The 15,485-nt window shown below is 71.5% G+C and carries 10 protein-coding genes; 3 read left to right on the top strand and 7 right to left on the bottom strand.

All coding sequences use genetic code 11. From position 1 onward, the window contains the following. Nucleotides 1–20: 20 nt before the first annotated feature. Genes ACWCRD_RS29180 through ACWCRD_RS29170 form a run of 3 tightly spaced genes read right to left on the bottom strand, consistent with a single transcriptional unit; the run spans nucleotide 21 to nucleotide 2,241 of the window. Nucleotides 21–827, bottom strand: coding sequence for an acetoacetate decarboxylase family protein (locus ACWCRD_RS29180; RefSeq protein WP_450968739.1), 807 nt, complete (start codon nucleotides 825–827; stop codon nucleotides 21–23). Between the two features lie 2 nt (nucleotides 828–829). Continuing rightward, complete coding sequence (locus ACWCRD_RS29175) at nucleotides 830–2,050, bottom strand: NAD(P)/FAD-dependent oxidoreductase (protein WP_450968738.1); 1,221 nt, start codon at nucleotides 2,048–2,050, stop codon at nucleotides 830–832. Nucleotides 2,051–2,052: 2 nt separating this feature from the next. Then, complete coding sequence (locus tag ACWCRD_RS29170) at nucleotides 2,053–2,241, bottom strand: ferredoxin (protein ID WP_450968737.1); 189 nt, start codon at nucleotides 2,239–2,241, stop codon at nucleotides 2,053–2,055. A 168-nt stretch (nucleotides 2,242–2,409) separates the two neighbouring features. Between ACWCRD_RS29170 and ACWCRD_RS29165 the strand changes: the two genes are divergently transcribed. Next, entirely contained in the window at nucleotides 2,410–3,765 is a 1,356-nt protein-coding gene (locus tag ACWCRD_RS29165; protein ID WP_450968736.1) for a glutamine synthetase family protein, read from the top strand. Nucleotides 3,766–3,781: 16 nt separating this feature from the next. Then, on the top strand, nucleotides 3,782–5,065 hold the full coding sequence (locus ACWCRD_RS29160) for a cytochrome P450 (RefSeq protein WP_450968735.1): 1,284 nt from the start codon (nucleotides 3,782–3,784) through the stop codon (nucleotides 5,063–5,065). Nucleotides 5,066–5,069: 4 nt separating this feature from the next. On the opposite strand, the gene ACWCRD_RS29155 is transcribed toward ACWCRD_RS29160, so the two are convergent. The 3 genes from ACWCRD_RS29155 to ACWCRD_RS29145 all read right to left on the bottom strand — a co-directional run bounded on the left by ACWCRD_RS29155 (nucleotide 5,070) and on the right by ACWCRD_RS29145 (nucleotide 10,211). Beyond that, nucleotides 5,070–7,241 (bottom strand): GH92 family glycosyl hydrolase, encoded by a 2,172-nt coding sequence (locus ACWCRD_RS29155; RefSeq protein WP_450968734.1) that lies wholly within the window; start codon nucleotides 7,239–7,241, stop codon nucleotides 5,070–5,072. 164 nt (nucleotides 7,242–7,405) lie between these two features. Further along, nucleotides 7,406–8,854, bottom strand: coding sequence for an arabinose isomerase (locus tag ACWCRD_RS29150; RefSeq protein WP_450968733.1), 1,449 nt, complete (start codon nucleotides 8,852–8,854; stop codon nucleotides 7,406–7,408). 58 nt (nucleotides 8,855–8,912) lie between these two features. Then, nucleotides 8,913–10,211 (bottom strand): MFS transporter, encoded by a 1,299-nt coding sequence (locus tag ACWCRD_RS29145; RefSeq protein ID WP_450968732.1) that lies wholly within the window; start codon nucleotides 10,209–10,211, stop codon nucleotides 8,913–8,915. 248 nt (nucleotides 10,212–10,459) lie between these two features. Here ACWCRD_RS29145 and ACWCRD_RS29140 point away from each other — a divergent pair, with 248 nt between their 5' ends. After that, complete coding sequence (locus ACWCRD_RS29140) at nucleotides 10,460–14,422, top strand: glycosyl hydrolase (protein ID WP_450968731.1); 3,963 nt, start codon at nucleotides 10,460–10,462, stop codon at nucleotides 14,420–14,422. On the opposite strand, the gene ACWCRD_RS29135 is transcribed toward ACWCRD_RS29140, so the two are convergent. Further along, on the bottom strand, nucleotides 14,405–15,424 hold the full coding sequence (locus ACWCRD_RS29135) for a LacI family DNA-binding transcriptional regulator (RefSeq protein ID WP_450968730.1): 1,020 nt from the start codon (nucleotides 15,422–15,424) through the stop codon (nucleotides 14,405–14,407). The two genes, ACWCRD_RS29140 and ACWCRD_RS29135, sit on opposite strands and share 18 nt — an antisense overlap. Nucleotides 15,425–15,485 lie beyond the last annotated feature (61 nt).

The following is a 15,485-nucleotide window of genomic DNA, read 5'->3' as shown; positions in this document are numbered from 1 at the left end:
TCCCTTGATGCGTACGGTGGTCACTCGGCTCCGGACGTGCCGGACTCCAGCAGTCGCCCGCCGTCCCAGACGACGCCGACCTGGCGGTAGTAGGCGGCGATCGGCTCGTGGATCTCCAGGCTGGCCAGCTCCTCGGTGGGCGCCTCGAACAACTCGAGATCGGCGTCCCCGACCCATGGCTGACCGGCCTCGAAGGCCGCGGCACCCGTCTCGATCAGCTCGTCCAGCGCCAGGCCCTTGCCCTTCTCGATGGACGGCAGCCAGCGGTGGTGCGCCATCGGATGGCCGTTGACGAACCCGTTCGTGTCCGAGGGCTCCCGCAGCGTCACCACGGCCTGGGCCAGCCGCCGGTCGGCGGCGGCGAGGGTCGCCCCGAACCGTGCGCCCGCCTCGATCCGCGGTGCGGGGCCGTACGGGTGCGGGCGGGTCTGGTGGATCGAGCCGAGCTTCTTGGGATAGCCCTGGTGCAGTCCGCGGGCGATCGCGAAGTCCTTGTCGACCCAGATGTACACGCACCGCGAGTACGTCTGCCCGCGGTACTTGCAGCGGACGACCGCGAAGGCCTCCTTGTACTGGGACAGCACCGGGTCGAGCAGTTCCGCGCCCGACGCCGAGCAGGACTGCCAGTCGGCCCAGATCAACGCGACCGCACCCGGGTCCTCGTCCGCCAACTCCAGTGGTTCGGGCAGCAGTTCACGGACGCGCGCGGGGTCGGTGCGGTACTCGACGGTGAGCAGGTCACCGGAGTAGCGCCAGGGCGGGGAGGGGATCAGCGACGAGGTGCCCGTCGCCGTCCTGGGGTGGAGGTATCCACGGACGGTGGTCATGGTCAGGAGCTCCCTTGGGCGCTGAGGGCGGGCTGCTTGAGCAGTTCGGCGCGGTGGCGGGCGGCGGCGGATCCGGCGGCGGGGCCGCCGAGCGCCACGACACCGACCAGCCGGCCGTCGTGGTGGTAGCCGACCAGGACGTCCGCGGCCGGGTCGCCGTCGAGGACCCGCACGTCGCCGACGCCGAGCGCGGGGGCGCCGAAGGACTGCAGCCGGAAGTCGTGCTGGTCGCTCCAGAAGGTGGGCAGCGGAGCGAAGGGCGCGGGCTCGGCGTCGGCGCCGGTGAGATGGGCGACCAGCATCTTCGCCGCGTGCTTGGCCGTGTCGGTGGGGATGCACCAGTGCTCGACCCGGCGCGGTACGCCGTCGTAGCGGGCGTTGGGGAAACGCGCCACATCGCCCACCGCGACCACCTCCGGCCGGCCGCCGACCCGCAGATGTTCGTCGGTGAGCACCCCGTCGGTCAGGTCGAGGCCGTTGCCGTCCAGCCATTCGGTGTTTGCGAGTGAACCGACCGACTCCACCACCACATCGGCGGGCAGCACGGTTCCGTCGGCGAGCACCACGCCGGCGACCCGGCCCGCTCCCTCGAAACCGGCGACTGAGGTGCCGAGCGCGAAGCGCACCCCGCGCTGTTCGTGCCGCTCCAGCAGTGCCCGCCCGAGCAACTCGCCGAGCGGGCCGACCATGGGCAACGGCAGCGGATCGACCACCGTCACCTCGCGGACACCCAGTCCTACGGCGGTGGCGGCCACCTCGCAGCCGATGAACCCGGCGCCGACCACCACCAACCGGGCGCCGGGGCGGGTCAGTCCGTCCCGCAGCCCCTGGGCGTCGGCCAGCGTACGGACCGTGTGGCGGCCGGCGATCGGGCCGGGGCAGCGCAGCCGACGGGGCCGCATGCCCGTGGCGACGACGAGCCCGTCGTAGGAGAGCGTCGAACCGTCGTCGAGCTCGACGAGCCGTTCGGTGAGCCGGGAGGCCACGACCCTCGTGCCGAGGCGCCATTCCGCGTCGGCCACGCTCGCGCGGGGGCGGAAGGCCAGCGATGCGAAGGGTGCCTTCCCGGCCAGTACCTCCTTGGAGAGCGGGGGCCGGTTGTAGGGCATGTGCGGCTCGTCGCCGACGAGTGTGATCGCCCCGGTCCAGCCGGCTGCGCGCAACTGTTCCGCGGCGCGCAGACCGGCCATGGAGGCGCCGGCCACCACGATGCGTGCGCTCATGCTCAGGCCTCGATCCGGATGGCCTGCAGCGGGCAGACGTCGGCGGCTTCCTCGACCTCGTCGCGCAGCGCGTCGTCGGGGTCGCTGACGAAGCCCAGCCGCCCGTTCTCGTCGAGCTGGAAGACGTCGGGGGCCGCGAAGACGCACTGGCCGTGGTCCTGGCACTTGTTCATGTCGACGACGACCTTCATGGCGAACCCTCCTGGATCTCGTTTGGCTTCAAACAACATAGGAAGCGTGCGGCCCCTGGTCAATACCTGTCCAGGTGGATAATTTTTTGAAGCCACCCCCTTGCGGGTGGCGGGAGCGGTTCTTATCGTTTGGCATCAAACAATATGCCGGCCGCCGAGGAGACAACGGTGAGCGCATCCAGAACACCGGACGTCCGTCAGTACCAGGAGCGGCTTGCCGCCGAGGGCATCGACGTGGTCCGGGTGACCTATCCCGATCTCATCGGCACCGACCGGGCCCGCGACGTGCTGCTCGACCAGCTGCCGATCGCCTGCGAGCACGGGCTCGCCTTCTGCCGGGCCGTCTACCACACCTCACCCCAGGGGGACGTGGTCCCCGTGACCGGCGGCCTGGACGCCGGACTGCCCGACATCACCGTGCGCCCGGACCTCGACACCCTGGTCGCGCTGCCCTGGGAGCCCGGGGTCGCCGCCTGCCTGGGCGACGTCATCGACCCGGCGACCGGGGCACCCGCCCCCGAATCACCCCGTGACCTGCTGCGCGCGGTCCTCGCCCGGTGCGCCGAGCAGGGCCTGCGCCCCGTGGCCGGACCCGAACTTGAGTACTTCCTGTGCGAGAAGGCCCCGGGATCCCCGAACGGCTGGAAGCGCTACTCCGCGGCCACCGGAGCCGTCTACACGGCAGGCCTGCGCGCCGACCCCGACAACCATCTGCTGCGGACCCTGCGCGGGCTCCGCGACCTGCGCATCGGTGTCACCAACGGCAACCACGAATTCGACGGCGGGCAGTTCGAGATCAACCTCACCCACTCCGAGGCCCTGTCGGCCGCCGACCGCGCCTTCCGCTTCAAGGCCGCCGTCAAGGAACTCGCCCGCAAGGAGGGCCGGCTCGCCACCTTCATGGCCAAGCCCTTCAACGACGCAGGCGGCTCCGGCTTCCACCTCCACCTGTCCTGCGAGGACGAGCGTGGCCGCAACGCCTTCGACGACCCGGCGGGCGCCCACGGCCTCTCGGCCACCGCCCGCCATGCCCTCGCCGGCATCCTCGCGCACGCCCCGGCCCTCGCCGCCCTGGCCAACCCGACCGTCAACTCGTACAAACGCTTCGGCCCGGACACCCTCGCGCCCTGGCTGATCGACTGGGGCCTCGACAACCGCAGCGCCATGGTCCGCATCCCTCCCGAGCGCGGCTTCGCCGCCCGCCTGGAGTTGCGGCTCGGCGACGCGAGCGCCAACCCGTACCTGCTGCTCGCCGGCACGATCGCCGCCGCGCTCCTCGGGGTCCGCGCGGCGGAGGAGCCGCCCGCCCCGCTGGAGGGCTACGGCTACGACACCGCACGTGCGTCCGTGCTGCCGACGAGTCTGTCCGCCGCCCTCGACGCGCTGGAGGCGGACACCGCCCTGGCCGAGGTGCTCGGCAAGGACTTCACCACCTCATACCTCAGCTACAAGCGCAACGAGGTCGAACGCTTCGGGCGGCACGTCACCGACTGGGAGTTCACCGAGTACGCCTACCACCTGTGACGTCCGGGAGCCACCGATGACCGAGACCCTGACCACCGCCGTCAACGAACCGATGCCGCTCGCGGACGTCGACCTCGCCGACCTCGACAACTTCACCGACGGGGTGACGCCCTGGCGGATGTTCCACACCCTGCGCCACCAGGACCCGGTGCACTGGCAGCCGGAGGAGGCGCCCAACTCCGGCTTCTGGGCGGTGACCCGGCACGCGGACATCGCCCGCGTCGACCGCGACGCTCAGACCTTCACCTCGACCAGGTTCGTCAACCTGGAGGAGGTCGACGACGACCAGATCAACAAGCGGGCCTCCATCCTGGAGATGGACGGGGTACGGCACCGCGCGCTGCGCAGCGTGATCCAGCGGCAGTTCGGCGCGAGCGTGATCAACGGTTACACGGACTTCCTCCGCGGGCTGACCGCCACCACGCTGGACGCGGCCCTGGCGAAGGGCAGCTTCGACTTCGTCGCCGACGTCTCCGCCGACTTCCCCATCAACGTCCTCGCCCGGCTGCTCGACGTGCCGCCTCAGGACAATCAGAAGCTCATCGACTGGGGCAACCGGATCATCGGCAACACCGACCCCGACTACGCGGACGTGCTGCTGCACAGCGCGGAGAGCGAGCAGTACCGCGACTTGCCCTTCCGCTCACCCGCCTCGCTGGAAGTCTTCGACTACGGCCGCGAGCTGGCCCGGCAGCGGCGCGGCGGCGACGGCACCGACCTGGTCTCCCGGCTCGTCAACACCACACCGCGCGACGGTGTCCCGCTCTCCGGGCAGGACTTCGACAACTACTTCCTGCTGCTGGTGGTGGCCGGCAACGAGACCACCCGGCACACCATCACCCACTCGATGCTGGCCCTGCTGCAGCACCCGGAGCAGCTCGCCCGCCTGCAGCAGGACCCCTCCTTGATCCCGGTCGCCGTCGAGGAGTTCCTGCGCTGGGCGTCCCCCGTCTACCACTTCCGCCGCACCGCGACCAGGGACGTGGAGCTGGGCGGCAAGCAGGTCAGGGAGGGCGACAAGGTCGTCATGTGGTTCGCCTCCGGCAACCGTGACGAGGAGGTCTTCGGCAACCCGTACGACTTCGACGTCACCCGGCAGCACAACGACCACGTCACCTTCGGCAAGGGCAGCCCCCATCTGTGCCTCGGCAATCTGCTCGCCCGCACCGAGATCCGCATCATGTTCGAGGAACTGATCCCCCGGCTCGCGGACATCCGCCTGACCGGCGACGTGCCGCGCGTACGGTCCAACTTCGTCAACGGCATCAAGAAGCTGCCCGTCGAGGTGACCCTGGCCTGAAAGGTCAGGACGTCATCCCGTAGTGGAGCACACCGCCCGAGGTCAGCACCCCTTCCGGAAGGAAGGGGCCGTTGACGGGGAGCCCGTTCAGCCTCAGGGACCGCACGTGGGTGTTCGTGGCCGAGGCGTCCGGGGCGAGCAGGGAGAGGGTGACCCCGTTGCCGCGGTGCACCGTGGCGGCGGGGAACAGCGGGCCCGCCAGGGCCAGTTGGGCGCTTCCCGGGACCTGGGGGTACATGCCCAGACAGGCCCAGACCGCCCACGACGACATCTCGCCCAGGTCGTCGTTGCCGACGAGGCCGTCGGGCCGGTCGGTGAAGAGGGTGGTGAGGGCCCGCCGCACGATGTCCTCCGTGCGGTCGGGACGGCCCGCGTAGTCGTACGCCCAGGGGATGTTGAAGGACGGCTCGTTGCCGAGATAGGCGTACGGCTTGTCGGCGCCCGCGTTGAGCTGGGTGAAGAAGGTGTCGAGACGGGCGGTGGCCGCGGCGGTCCCCCCCATGGCGGTGAACAGACCGGGCAGGTCGTGCGGCACCAGCCAGGTGTACTGCGCGGCGTTGCCCTCGACGTACTCCCCGTGCTGGGTGGGGGAGAAGGACGGCCAGCTTCCGTCGGCGTTGCGGGGCTGGATGTAGCCGCTCACCGGGTTGAACAGATTGCGCCAGTTGCCGGCGGCGCGGGTGAGGAGCGCCTGGGTCTTCGTGTCGCCGAGACGTCCGGCCAGATGGGCCAGCGCGGCGTCGGCGATCGCGTACTCCAGCGTGGTGGCCGCACTGCCCCAGACGCCCTTGGTGCCGGCCGGGATGTAGCCCAGGGTGTCGTACTGCTGGTGCCCCGGCCGCTGCCGGTCGTCCTGGCGGCCCGCCACGGCCGCGCGCAGCAGCCCCCGGGCGTCGAAGTCGGTCCCGCCGAAGGCGTGGATCGAGGCGGCCATGGCCGGCAGCGGGTCGCCGACCATGACGCGGGTGCCGCCGTTGGCCACCGTCCAACGGTCGAAATAGCCCGCCTGGCGGCCCTGTTCGAGAATCGACTGGGCGATGTCGGACGCCTCGTGCGGCGCGATCAGAGCCAGCAGCTGGCCCTGGGAACGGTAGACGTCCCAGCCGGAGAAGTCCGCGTACTGCACATGCCCCGGACGGGTGCGGTGGACGCGGCCGTCCATACCCCGGTAGCGGCCGTCGGTGTCGCTGAAGGCGCTGGGGTGCAACAGCGCGTGGTACAGCGCGGTGTAGAACACCCGGCGCTGGGTCTCGGTGCCGCCGCGCACGGCGATCCTGCCCAGCCACTCGTTCCAGCGGTCACGGGCGGCCCTGTGCAACTGGTCGTAGGAGCGCTTGCCCTGCTCCACGGTGACATTGCGGCGGGCGGCGGCGACGTCCACGAAGGACACGCCGACCCGCGCGGTCACCGTACGGGTCCCGGGGGCGAAGGAGACGTACGCCCCGGAGGTCTTCCCGTCCAGGGGCTCGGAGTGCGCGAAGGGGCGGTCGAAGACGACGTGGAAGTAGAGCCGGTAGCGGTTCGAGGAGTGGCAGAAGCCGCCGCTGTCGGTGTAGCCGGACAGGGTGCGCGACCCGATGCTGATCTTCCCGGTGGCCTTGTTGAAGGCCCGCCCCGCGTCCACCGTCAGACCGGCGGGCCGCGCGTCGCCGGCCGGATAGGTGAAGCGCGCGATGCCGGAGCGCTGGGTGACGGAGATCTGCGTACGGATGCCGTTGTCGAAGCGGACCCCGTAACTGCCCGGCGATGCCTCCTCGTTGGTGTGGGAGAAGGTGGCGTGGCGCGCGGCGGGGTCCGGGTCCGGGCGGCCGGTGAGCGGCATGAACGGCACGTTCCCGTAGTCGCTGCAGCCCGCGCCGGAGATGTGGGTGAGGCTGAAACCCCGGATCCGGTTGTCCTTGTACGCGTACCCGCCGTGCTGGCGGGTGACCGTGTCGGGGCTCCACTGGATCCCGCCCAACGCCGCCGAGGCACCGGGGAAGGTGTTCCCGGCGCCTCCGCCGTGGCCGAAGTCGGTGCCTCCCGGAGCGGTGCCGACGAACGGGTTGACGTAGCCGGCGGGGTCGTCCGTGGCGCGTGCGGGCTCGGCCGTGGCCGGGGCGGCGGACGCCGCCGGGAGCGGCGAGGCCAGCAGCACGGCCGAGGTCAGGGCAGCCGCGACAGGGTGCAGGCGCAAGAAGCTCTCCTCGAGACGGTGGGACGTCGCGGTGGCGAACGACGACGGAATGCCCACCTTCCCGGCCTAACGGCGTGGTTGCGCGACGCCTTGCCGTGGAACGCGCGCGGATCAGGCTCACGGCGCAATGCACCGGAGTGAACGAGGGCGCGCGTGCGGGGAGCTCACACCTCCCGGTGGTCGATGCCCAGCAGGCTCGCCGCGGCCCGCAGATCGGCGCCGTGGCTGCCGACGGCGAGGGACCAGTGGTGGCCGACGCCCGTCGCGCTCCAGGCGTCGACCCATTCGCCGGGGTCACGGCCGAAGTCGACACGGCTGGTGGTGTTGCCGATCTCCAGCAGCGGCCCGGGCACGACGGTGCCCTCGGAGGTGATGAACGACAGGCTCCCGTCGGCGTCCTGGCCGAGGCCCAGGAGGGTGACCGGCCCGTGCCGGACGTCGAACTCCACGCTGACGCCCCAGCCGCGCTTGCCGTGGTAGACGCCGAGACCGCGCAGCAGCGGGTCACGGGCGCTGACGGCGAGGTGGGCCGGCCCGTCATGGCCCATCTCCACCACGCCGTCCTCGAAGTCGAGGGCCTGGATCTCGGTGAAGGAGCCCCCGGCGCCGACGCTCTGCGATGCCAACTGGGCCACGCTCGTGCGCAGTTCGTACTCGCCGGCCGCGGGTACGCCCCGGGCGGTGAGCAGGGAGGCGCCCAGGATCATGCCCGCCCCCAGCCGTTCGTGCAGCTCGCCGTCGAGGCCGCGGTGGTAGTAGGCGAGCGTGTCGAGGCCGAAGTCCTCGACCAGCCGGTCCAGCGCGACGGACACCTTCGCACCCCACGCGAAGTCCTCGTCCGCAACGCTGTCGTCGAGGGTGAAGACCTGGCGGGCCAGCGCCATGCGGTCGCGGGTCTCCCCCTCGCTCACCCTCTCCACCCGCTGCCGCAGGTCGTCGAACTCCAGTACCTCCACGTGCGAGCCGAAGGTCGCGGGCAGCAGCGTCAGATCGGTCGACACGTCCAGCATGCCCGGGTACAGATGACCCATGAGGCCATGCCGGGCGTGCCGCAGCGCCGCGCGGACACGGGCCGCGCGGATCCACTGCTCGATGCGCCGCCAGGCGGACTCCTGGCGCAGCCAGCCCGACACCGACCGGAAGGGGATGCCGGCCCGGCGGAAGACATTGCCGACCTCCGGCACCGAGCACTGCGCGCAGTACGCCAGCCAGGCGCCCGTGTCGAAGGTGGCGTGGTCCATCCGCTCGGACGGCTGGAGGTCGATGACCAGCACGGGGGTGTGCGAGCGCCGGGCGATCGGCAGCACCATCGACGAGGTCAGATACGTCGTCAGGAACAGCACGATCAGGTCGCAGTCGGCCCGACGCAGCTCCTCGGCGGCGACCGCGCCCTCCTGCGCGTCGGAGATGAACCCGACGTCGGTGACCTCCGCGTCCACCTGCCCGAGCCGCTCGGCCAGGTACGCGGCGGACTCCTTCAACTGCGGCAGCAGACCGGGAAACTGCGGCCAGTAGGTGCCGAGCCCGCCCGAGACCAGGCCGACCCGGGTACGGCGCCGGTGCACCGGCGGCAGCAACTCCTGCAGGGACATGGAGTGTTCGGCGGTTGCCATGGCTGGGGGTAGCTCCTTCGCGGGTCCACGGTCGGATTCAGAGGTGCCCGGGCCGGTCCTACGCCCGGGCTACTCCCAGGTCCGCCGGAGCGGCAGCGGCGCCGGGGGAGCGCTGGATGAGGACACGGACGACGTACACGCCCGCGACCGCCGAGGCCGCCATGCAGGCGGTGATCGACCAGAGCAGCACGGAGGCGCTGTACTCCATCAGGGCGGGAGTGACGAAGGCGACGCCCGCGAAGACGCCCCGCGAGACGGCGTAGGTGAGGCCCTGGGTGGTACCACGGGTGTCCGGCGGCAGCGTGAGCTGTGACCACACCTTGTAGCTGGCCTCCCCCGCGAAGGGGTTGGAGATCTGGTAGAGCACGAAGAAGACCAGCATCCCGGCCAGCGCGCCGGCGGTCAGGGAGGCGATGCAGAACGCGACGATCTGCACGACGGTGAACACGTAGAACAGCCGGTCCCGCCAGGCGGTGTCGGCAAGCCGGACGAAGACGAGGGTCAGCACCAGCGCGATCGGCAGGAACGCCAGGTTGATCCCGGTGGCCAGGCTCTGCGAGGCGCCGCTGACCGTGACCAGCAGATAGGTGCCGAACTGGCCGAAGGTGTTGGCTCCGATGCCCCAGGTGACGTAGTAGGCGAAGGTCGCGGCCATCGGCACCAGGGCGGCGCGGTTGAGGATGTTCCGCAGTTCGATACCGCGTGGGGCGGCCAGCGCGGCCGCCTCCTCGGCCAGTTCCGTGTCCGAGGGCTCGTCGGCCAGGTCGAGCCGGGAGCGCAGCTGCCAGGTGACCAGCGCGGCGACGGCCAGATGGCCGGTGATGATCCGCGCCCCGGTCATACCCGTGTCCGACAGCAGATAGCCGAGGAAGATGACGACGACGATGCCCGCCACCCACATGACCTGCGTGAAGGACACCAGACGCGCCCGGCCGTCGGCGGGAGCGGCGTCCGAGACCACGGCCAGGGAGGTCGGCAGATCGGCACCGGCCGCGAGCCCCGCCACGAGCACGCCGATGAAGAGCACGATGTCGTTCGGCGCGAGCGTGATGACGACCGCACCCAGGGCGAAGCAGAAGATGTCCCAGTTGTAGACACGGCGGCGCCCGAACATGTCGGCCAGCCGCCCGCCGACCAGGGAGCCGACGGCGATGCAGCCGGTGACGATCGCGCTGATCGCGCCCGCCATCCACACGCCCATGTCGTAACTGTCGCGGTAGATGGCCAGGTTGACGGCGATGCTGACGATGAGAGCGGCGTCGAGGTAGGAGGCCATGCCCGACAGGGCCGCCACCTTCCACAACCGCCAGGGGATGGGTTGTTCCGAGTGTTCGGGAGCGGTCGGGGTTCGGACCATGATGCGACTCCGTCGTCAGGGGATGGGCCGAGCGGAGAGGGACGGCGCGGCTCTGAGGCCGAGTGCAGTGAATATAGGGTCGGAAAAACGTTCCAACAACCCCTCATGCGCCCATTTGCAGGAAGACGCGTCGGCGTGCTTCCCGCACTCGGGATCCGGTGCGAACATTCCAGGTTGTCGGCGATCTGACCCATGTAAAACGTTTTGATCCGCGAGGGTGCCCAGCCGTTCCCGGAAGGACCGTATCCGTGATCTCCTCCGCGCTGCAGCAGCTGTTCGACGACCCGCCCAGGGACTTCGGCCCCACTCCGCTGTGGTGGTGGTCGGGTGCCGAAGTCACCCGCGAGCGCCTCGCCTGGCAGCTGCGCAGGTTCGCCGAGGGCGGCGTCCACAACCTCGTGGTGATCAACCTGGCGCCGGCCGGCCCGAGCTTCGGCGCCCGCGCCGACGAACCTCCGTGGTTCGGCGAGGAGTGGTGGGCACGCTTCACCGACGCCTGCGAGATCGCCCGGGACCTGGGCATGCGCCTGTGGTTCTACGACCAGATCGGGTTCTCGGGCGCCAACGTGCAGGGCGGAGTGACCCGCTCGCATCCGGAGGCGGCCGGCCTCGCCCTGCGCTGCCGCACGGCGACCGTCTCCAACGGTGCCGTCCCGCTGGGGAGTTCGGAGACCCTCGTGGGCGCGTACTTCCCGGAGGGCCGGCGCCTTCCCGTCACCGGCATCGCGCGGATCGCGGCCGCCGACGGCAGCGAGGTGCTGCTCGTCACCGCCGTCCCCACGGCCTTCGACTACCTGGACCCCGGCGCCGTCCGCCTGCTCCTGGACGCCGTGCACCACGAGTACGACCGGCGCGTCCCCGAGTACCTGGGCAATGTCATCGCCGGAAGCTTCCAGGACGAACTGCCCGGCACCAACGCCTGGAGCCGCCGCTTCCCGCAGGAGTTCCTCGCCCGTCGCGGCTACGACCTGCTCGACCACCTCCCAGCCCTCTTCCACGACACTCCCGACGCCGGCCGGGCCTCGAAGGCCCGCGCCGACTACTACGCGGTCCGCGCCGAACTCACCGAAGAGGCCCTGTTCCAGCCCCTCGCCGCCTGGCACGACGATCGCGGCATGCTCCTCGGCTGCGACCAGAGCCACCCCGCCCGCTCCGGCTTCCCGGCCCAGTCCACACAGATCTACTCGGACTACTTCCGCACCCACCGCTGGTACGGCGCCGCGGGCAGCGACCACCACGGCGACGCCAAGGTCCACTCCTCCATGGCGCACCTCTACGGCCACGAGCGGGTCTGGATCGAGGCGTTCCACTCCTCCGGCTGGGGCGGCACCCTCGAGGACACCTACGACTGGCTCCTGCCGTTCCTGCGCAGCGGCGCCAACCTGTACAACCCGCACGCCAGTTACTTCGGCACCGCGGGCGGCTGGTTCGAGTGGGCGCCGCCGTCCACCGACTGGCGCCAGCCCTACTGGCCGCAGTACCCGGCCTTCTCCCGGGCGGTCGCCCGGCTCTGCTCGATCCTGTCCTGGGGCACCTACAGCGCTGACGTGGCGGTCCTGCACCCCACCACCACCATGCAGTCGCTCATCCCGCTGGACGCCCCCGTCAAACACTTCGGCGACGGCCGCCTCGGCGAGACCCACGCCGAGGCCGACGAGACCCAGCGCCACTACCTCGGCCTGTGCGGCACCAACAACTGGCTGCGGCCCCACATCGGCGCCCTGGACCGGCACGGCATCTCCTACGACGTCATCGACGACGCCTCGGTGCAGCGGGCCACGCCCGCCGACGGCGCCCTGCGGGTCGGGGACCTGGCGTACACCGCGGTGCTGCTGCCCTCGGCGAGCGTCCTGGAGCAGGACACGGCACGGCGGCTGACCGAACTCCTCGACGCCGGCGGACGGGTGGTGGCCGTGGGCCGCCCGCCGACTGCTGCGGCAGGCCTGGCCGGTGACGACACCGTCGTGGCGGCGCTGTGCGCTCATCCCGGGCTGGAGCGGGCGAGTGACGCCGAGGCGGGCGCCGCGGCCGTGGCGGACACTGCCGGTCACGCCACCGGCGACGTGCCGCTGCTCGTGCGGCGGCAGGGAACGGAAGCGGTCGCCCTGGTGACGGGTGCCTTCCCCGACGCCCGCGCACATCCGCCCGAGGGCAACCACGAGATCGACCCCGCCCGCTACGCCCGCACCAGGTCCCTCACCGTGCGCGCCCCGGTCGCCGAGGCCGAGGTCTGGAACCCGGCGAACGGCGCCCGGCGCCCCGCGCACGTCACCGTCGCCGACGGCGTCTCGACCATCGAAGTGCCGCTGGAAGGCGCCCCCGCCGCCCTCGTCGTATGGCGGGAAGGCACCCCGGTGGCCCCGACACCCGCACCACCGCCCGAGCCGGCCCGGACCATCGACGTGTCCGGCGGCTGGGAGGGCCGCCTGGTGCCCACCATGGACAACACCTGGGGGGACCTCGCCCTGCCCGCGGGGTCGTCCGTCGAGGAACCGCAGATCTGGACCATGCGGTGGACCGAGAGCGATGCCCCGGACGCACGCTGGGAGCAGATCCGGGCGACATACGGCAACCGGGCACGGGTGCTGCCCCCGGTGCCCGCCGCGAAGGCCCCCGACCCGCTCGACCAGGCCTTTGTCGCACGGGTCCTGGCCGGAGAGCAGCCCCTTGTGCCCTGGGACGAGAGCTGGAGCGTGGCGCTCTTCTCGTCGAGCCGCGGAATCCCGGACCCGGACGGGCTGCTGGGCAACAAGGGGCTGGTGACCGAGGAGTTCGTACGCGTCCCGGTGCCGGGCCTCGGCACGGTCGCCCGGGTCCGGTCGATCGTCGAGACCGACCACCGCGGGCCCGCCGATCTGCACGTCGGTGCGGCAGCGGCCAAGCGGGTGTGGTGGAACGGCGAGAGGCTGCCCACGGGCCGCGGATACCTGGCGTCCGTCGGGGTGTCGGTGGACCGGCCCCGCAACCTCCTGGAGTACGAACTGTCCGACGCCGAGGACCGCCCCTCGATGATCTCGGCCACGGCCCAAGCCCCGTTGGGCAGTTACTTCTGTTTGTCTCTGCCGGACGGGTTCGCGGCGCGTCCGCAGTTCATGTGTCTGCCGGAGGGCGTACGGCCGGACGGCGGCGTCACCTACCGGGGCCGTCTGTGTCTTCCCGACGGTGGGGAGCGGGCGGTGCTCGTGGTGGGCGCCGCGGCGGGAGTCACCGTACTGCTCGACGGCGCGGTCGTGGCGCGGCAGGAGAAGGTCGAGTACTACGAGTCCGACTGGGGCGCCGTGCCGATGTTCTTCCGCCACGAACTGACCCTCTCGGCGGGCGATCACGTGCTCGACGTCGTGACCGACAGCGTCCGCGCCCGTGATGCCGTGTTCGTCGACCTCGTGGCGGGAGAAGGCGTGACCGCGCTGGTCAGCGGCGCCGGATGGGAGGCCGGGACGGGGCAGTGGCGCGGGCGTACGGTCGAACACGAGGGCAGGTGGGGCGAGTTGCAGCACTGCCATGCCGCCGTACGACCGCATCCCTTGCCGGACACCGAGTGGCTGACCGGCAAACCCGTGCTCGGCACCGCAGTCCTGCCCCTGCGGTCCACCGATGAAGTCCGCCCCCGTGCACAGCGTTTCCGCTTCACCGTGCCCGCGGGGACCGTGTCGCTCAGGCTGCCGCTGGCGCTGCCCGCACGAGTGAGGGCCGCGGACGGCGCTGAACACTCACTCGAAGGACAGCTACTGCCCCTGCCTCAACCTGCCTCGGAGGCAACGGAGTTCGAGGTCGTCACCGAACCGACCACCGTGCTGCGGGGCGGCTCCGCCTGGTGCGGGCCGGTGCGCGTCCGTACCGTGGCGGCGCCCCTGCCCCTCGGGGACTGGCAGTCGCTGGGTCTTGGCGGTTGGAGCGGCGGTGTGACGTATGCGCGCGAGGTGGAGGTGCCCGCCGGGCCGGACCCGGTGCTCGACCTGGGGCGGGTGCGGGGGAGCGTCGCGGTTCTTCTCGACGGGGAACCGGTCGGCGAGGCGTTCTGCGCGCCGTACCGCTTCGAGCTGCGCGGTGCCGCCGGGCGCACCGTGCGGATCGACGTGACCGTCCACAACACCCTGGCCCCGTATCTCGCCGAAGCCACCCCCACCGCCTGGGCCTTCCCCTCCCAGCTGACGTCCGGGCTGATGGGGCCGGTGACGCTCAGGATCCCGGAGTCAGCCGCCGGTGAGTGACCGGGTGGAGTCCCGCAGCACCAGTCCGGGCGCGAACACCCTTGCCTCATGGGCGTGTTCGGCGCGGGCCTCCACCTCGTCGAGGAGCATCTCCACGGCGGCCCGGCCGAGATCCTCGACGGGCTGCCGGACCGTCGTCAGGGTCGTCCCCACGAAGCTCGCGATGTCGAGGTCGCCGTACCCCACCACCTGTACGTCCTCGGGGACCTTCACACCCCGCTCGGCCAGGCCCCGGCACAGCCCGGCGGCGAGGAAGTCGTTGGTGCAGAACACCCCGTCGGGCAGTTCGTCGAGCCCCCGGGCGATCTCCATGCCGTACGCCACCGTCATCTCCTCGGCGACCACCTGGCCCAGCCGCGCCTCGCGCCGGGTGCGCACGGCCTGCCGGGCACCCTGGTAGCGGTCGGCGCACTGCCGTATGGACCGTTCGCCGTTCACGACCAGGATGTCGCGCGCCCCGCACTCCAGGAGGTGCTGCACGGCGATACGGCCGCCGGCGATGTCGTCGACGGAGACGGAGCAGCCGTCCTGCGCGGGCATCGCACGGTCCGCCAGTACGAGGGGAATGCCCCGCTCGCGCAGCCGTGTGAGCCGGGTGGGGTCGGCGCTGAGCGGGACGACCACGGCGCCGACGGCGCGCTGTTCGACGAGCATGGTGAAGTAGCCCTGCTCGCGCTCCGGGGCGTCCCCGCTGTGGCAGAGCACCAGGGAGTAGCCGTGGTCGTAGGCGGCGTCGGCGGCGCCCCGCGCGATGCGGGCGTAGAAGGAGTTGGTCACGTCGGGCAGGACCAGGCCGATCGAGGACGTGTGGCCCGTGCGCAGTCCCGCGGCGCCCGGATGGGGCACGTAGTCGAGCGCCGCGACCGCGTCACGGACCCGCTCAGCCGTGGCGGCGTTCACGCGCTCCGGGCGGTTCAGCACGTTCGACACCGTCGACACCGACACTCCGGCGGCGGCTGCGACGTCCTGGATCCGGGCGGGGCGAACCGGGATGGCGTCCACCCCCCTCGCTGTGACAGCCGTGCGACCAGGCACGACGTGGTCCTCATGGGCGACGCAAGTC

This window comes from Streptomyces sp. NPDC002092 (assembly GCF_053593775.1).
Note: the sequence above shows the minus strand (reverse complement) of the source record. Positions and strands in the feature narration are given on the sequence as shown.